This is a genomic window from Arsenophonus endosymbiont of Bemisia tabaci Q2, assembly GCF_902713415.1.
Lineage (GTDB): Bacteria > Pseudomonadota > Gammaproteobacteria > Enterobacterales > Enterobacteriaceae > Arsenophonus.
Genome location: NZ_CACTIE010000177.1, coordinates 1 through 4,002, shown reverse-complemented (window position 1 = coordinate 4,002; position 4,002 = coordinate 1). Strand labels below are relative to the sequence as shown.

The following is a 4,002-nucleotide window of genomic DNA, read 5'->3' as shown; positions in this document are numbered from 1 at the left end:
CTTTTATCAACTCGGATTTATCGATTTTTCGCTGACGCGTAGTCGATGCTTTTGGCTCTATTTGATTAATCCAACGCGATACAGATGCAGAGCGAATCCGAAATTGCTTCGCTGTTTCTCCGATACTCAACCCTTCTTCTTCCATCGTAAATATTACTTTACGTCTAAAATCAATTGAATAGCTCATATAAATAATGTTATCAAAATTAAGTCGCTTAGCTATATTTGCGGTTATCTTTTTTCAAATACAATTGTATGCAAGCTTGTTGTTACAAATTTTCTTTTTCGCAGCGAATACCTATGGTTGGTATGCTTGGAGTCGAGTAGATGCTTATCATGAAGCAAGTCTCAAGATCCGCTGGATGAGTTTTTCTAAAGTAGTGGTAACTCTATTTATCGCCATTATTTTAACGCTGCTATTAAGTTTTAACATTGATAAAGTGTTTATTTTTCTTGCCCACGTCACTTGGGACATTGCTCATTTATTAGGTTTTTATCTTGAACCTGTACAAATAGAACCCGATGTATTTTCTTTTTGGGATTCAACCATGATCGTATTATCAATTATTGCGATGATATTAATGACACGACAGTATGCTGAAAGCTAGTTACTGTGTGGATCATTATCAATGTTATTAGTGTTGTTATTTTCTACTTGCAAGGTGTTTTAGCGATGTCATTTGAATATTTGATGCTACTTGCTATTTCAATCAATGGTTTTCGCCTTTGGGCTCGGTCAGCTAAAGAAAATGGTTCAATATTTTTAGCAGGTTAATAGTTATTTACATTGGTATAACAGTATGATTTTAAAAATATTAAAAATTTTTATATTATATATTGCCATTAAACATTTATAATATAGCTAGGCGACTTTAAAATGATTACAAGTAATTACTCTATATCAGTAAATTTATATTGGAGAAAAACATATATTTTTGTAATCAAAATTAAAACGCTTAGCTATATAAGTATGAGTACATATTTACACTTTTATCACTAGAGGTTAAATTGAGTTCATCTTTTATTTTTAGAGAATATACTGGCTAAAGAGCTATACATTGAGCAGAAAGATGACTTATAAGAATGATGACATCAAAATTAAACAGATTAAAGAGTTATTACCTCCAGTTGCCTTATTAGAAAAATTTCCGGCAACAGATAAAGCCGCTTTGACAGTTCAAACAGCTCGTGAATCAATACATCAAATTCTAACTGGTAACGATGATAGACTTTTGGTCGTTATTGGCCCATGTTCAATTCATGACCCTAAAGCAGCCATTGAACATGCCCAAAAACTAAAAAAATTCATGATGAATTGAAGAATGAGTTAAAAATTGTTATTCGTGTTTATTTTGAAAAACTGCGTACTACTGTTGGCTGGAAAGGTTTAATTAATGATCCTTTTATGGATAACAGTTTTGATATTAATCAAGGATTGCGTATTGCACGTAATTTATTTTTAACTATTAATGACTTAGCTTTACCAACTGCCGGTAAATTTCTTGATATGATCACTCCGCAATATGTTGCAGATCTTACTAGTTGGGGAGCAATTGGTGCACGCACTACTGAATCTCAGGTACATCGTGAATTAGCATCTGGTCTTTGTTGCCCGTTAGGTTTTAAAAATGGTACCGACGGAACAATAAAAGTGGCTATTGATGCAATTAATGCTGCTAAAGCTGCTCACTGTTTTTTATCGGTTACCAAATTGGGGCATTCAGCAATTGTAAATACTATCGGTAATGACGATTGCCATATTATTATGCGCGGCGCTAAAAAGCCTAACTATAGTGAATCAGATATACAAGCCGTTAAAGAGAGTTTGGAAAAATCAGGCTTATCAGCCCAAATTATGATTGATTTTAGTCATGCAAATTGTTATAAACAGTATAAAAAGCATCTTGAAGTGGCTGAAATGTTGCTAATCAAATACGTCAAGGTAAAAAAGCAATCATTGAGGTGATGCTTGAAAGTCATCTTTTAGAGGGAAATGAAGATATATAGCTAAGCGACTTAATTTTGATGACATTATTTATATAAGCTATTCAATTGATTTTAGACGTAAAGTAATATTTACGATAGAAGAAAAACCGTTGAGTATCCGAAAAACAGCGAAGCAATTTCAGATTGGCTGTGCATCTGTATCGCGTTAGATTAATCAAATAGAGCCAAAAGCATCAACTACGCGTCAGCGAAAAATCGATAAATCCGAGTTGATAAAAGATGTTGAACAATATCCAGATGCTTACCAAAAAGAGCGTACAGAGCGTTTTGGCGTTTGTCAGAAAGCCATTTGGCAAGCTCTTAAAAAATGGGATTGACCTATAAAAAACTCTACGTCATCCGAAAGCCGACGAAAACACTCGACAAACGTTTCAACAAAAAACAACAGTATGAAAAAGAAGGCAAGCATATTGTTTTTATTGATGAAAGTGGTTTTTCACACGATACCCCGCGGACTCACGGCTATTCCCCGAAAGGTCAACGGTGTGTTAGTCTCAAAAACTGGGGAGTTAAAGGAAGAACAAATGTTATCGGCGCTTTATTGGGCATAACACTGTTTGCTATCGGATTATTTGATATCAATATTAACGGCGATGTTTTCTATGCATGGGTCACCCAAGTCCTTATCCCAGTACTTCCTAAAAACAGTGTAATCATGATGGATAATGCAACTTTTCACAAGAAACAGAGTATTCAACAAGTCATCATCGATGCCGGGCATATAATGTAATATTTGCGTACCTATTCGCCAGATCTTAATCCAATTGAACATAAATGAGCACAAGCTAAATGTAAAAAAAGGGCGCTCGGATGCGACACCGACACAGATATTTTTTTCGCACTCAATATGGTGTAATCAAAATTAAGTCGCTTAGCTTATACCTACTGATAAACCGATTGCGTATGGTAAAAGTGTGACAGACGCTTGTTATTGGTTGGCAAGATAGTGAAAAATTATTATATCGTTTAGCAGATGCGGTTCGGATCCGTCGTGAAAAGAGCAACTAATTAATGCTTAATAAGGCCACAAAGTGGCCTTATACTTATAAAGTTTAATTTGATTATTTCGCTTTACCTTGATTAGCAACTGCGGCTGCTTTAGCGGTTATTTCAGCTTGATCACCAAGATAGTAATGCTTAATCGGTTGCATATTTTCATCAAATTCATAGACCAATGGAACGGCGGTTGGAATATTAAGTTCAAGGATCTCGTCTTCACTCATCTTGTCCAGATGCTTGACTAATGCTCGTAATGAGTTACCGTGAGCAGCAATGATGACTTTTTCACCTTTAGCAACTCTTGGTTTAATCACCTCTTCCCAATAGGGGACAACACGTTCAATTGTGGTAGCAAGACTTTCAGTGACAGGGAGCTCTGAAGGGTTCAAATTTGCATAACGAGGATCATTACCGGGGTAACGAGGGTCATCTTTGGTTAATTCTGGTGGTGTAATTTCAAAACCACGACGCCATAGTTTAACTTGATCGTCACCATATTTTGCTGCAGTTTCTGCTTTATCTAAACCTTGCAGAGCACCATAATGACGTTCATTGAGCCGCCAATTTTTTTCGACGATTAGCCACTGTTGATCTATTTGGTCTAGAATATTCCACAAGGTGTGAATAGCGCGTTTTAAAACGGATGTATAAGCATAATCAAAAACAAAACTTTCTTTTTTTAATAGCTGGCCTGCATCTGTTGCTTCTTCGCGGCCCTTATCGGAAAGTTCAACATCAGTCCAACCAGTGAATCGGTTTTCTTTATTCCATTCGCTTTCGCCGTGTCTTACTAGAACCAGCTTAGTTACTGCCATAGTTTAAACTCCTATTAGTACATTCATTAAAATAGATCTGAATTATTATATTATCCGTGCAACTGAATACCAATACAACTGATGGTAGTTTTTAAATTGCTGGGTAAGATCTATACTGATTTAACCCGTCTGTCATTAAATTAGCTGCTTGACACCGTCAAATAGCCTATTATTTCTATTA

Annotated in this window: 7 protein-coding genes and 1 pseudogene; 6 read left to right on the top strand and 2 right to left on the bottom strand. The window is 35.6% G+C overall.

The window, feature by feature from the left end:
- On the bottom strand, nt 1-187 hold a 187-nt coding region (locus ARSQ2_RS09300), incomplete at its 3' end, for an IS630 transposase-related protein (RefSeq protein WP_238334428.1).
- Nucleotides 188-194: 7 nt separating this feature from the next.
- Between ARSQ2_RS09300 and pnuC (ARSQ2_RS09295) the strand changes: the two genes are divergently transcribed.
- The 6 genes and pseudogenes from pnuC (ARSQ2_RS09295) to ARSQ2_RS09280 all read left to right on the top strand — a co-directional run bounded on the left by pnuC (ARSQ2_RS09295) (nt 195) and on the right by ARSQ2_RS09280 (nt 2,737).
- Entirely contained in the window at nt 195-608 is a 414-nt protein-coding gene (gene pnuC, locus ARSQ2_RS09295) for a nicotinamide riboside transporter PnuC (RefSeq protein WP_255487674.1), read from the top strand.
- A gap of 5 nt (nt 609-613) precedes the next feature.
- A complete protein-coding gene (gene pnuC / locus ARSQ2_RS14980) occupies nt 614-775 on the top strand; it encodes a nicotinamide riboside transporter PnuC (protein ID WP_420837768.1) in 162 nt (53 codons plus the stop codon).
- Between the two features lie 102 nt (nt 776-877).
- Nucleotides 878-1,000: a hypothetical protein gene (locus ARSQ2_RS13810; protein ID WP_255487672.1), complete on the top strand. Its 123-nt coding sequence runs from the start codon at nt 878-880 to the stop codon at nt 998-1,000.
- Between the two features lie 70 nt (nt 1,001-1,070).
- Nucleotides 1,071-2,004: pseudogene (aroG, locus tag ARSQ2_RS09290) on the top strand (3-deoxy-7-phosphoheptulonate synthase AroG); the annotation flags it as partial.
- Between the two features lie 152 nt (nt 2,005-2,156).
- A complete protein-coding gene (locus ARSQ2_RS09285; protein WP_338078282.1) occupies nt 2,157-2,324 on the top strand; it encodes an IS630 transposase-related protein in 168 nt (55 codons plus the stop codon).
- The gene (locus tag ARSQ2_RS09280) at nt 2,315-2,737 is read left to right on the top strand and encodes a transposase (RefSeq protein ID WP_181995125.1); all 423 of its coding nucleotides are present in this window, start codon (nt 2,315-2,317) and stop codon (nt 2,735-2,737) included. Before ARSQ2_RS09285 ends, ARSQ2_RS09280 begins: the two co-directional genes overlap by 10 nt.
- Nucleotides 2,738-3,068: 331 nt before the next feature.
- On the opposite strand, the gene gpmA is transcribed toward ARSQ2_RS09280, so the two are convergent.
- A complete protein-coding gene (gene gpmA / locus ARSQ2_RS09275) occupies nt 3,069-3,821 on the bottom strand; it encodes a 2,3-diphosphoglycerate-dependent phosphoglycerate mutase (RefSeq protein WP_181995124.1) in 753 nt (250 codons plus the stop codon).
- Nucleotides 3,822-4,002 lie beyond the last annotated feature (181 nt).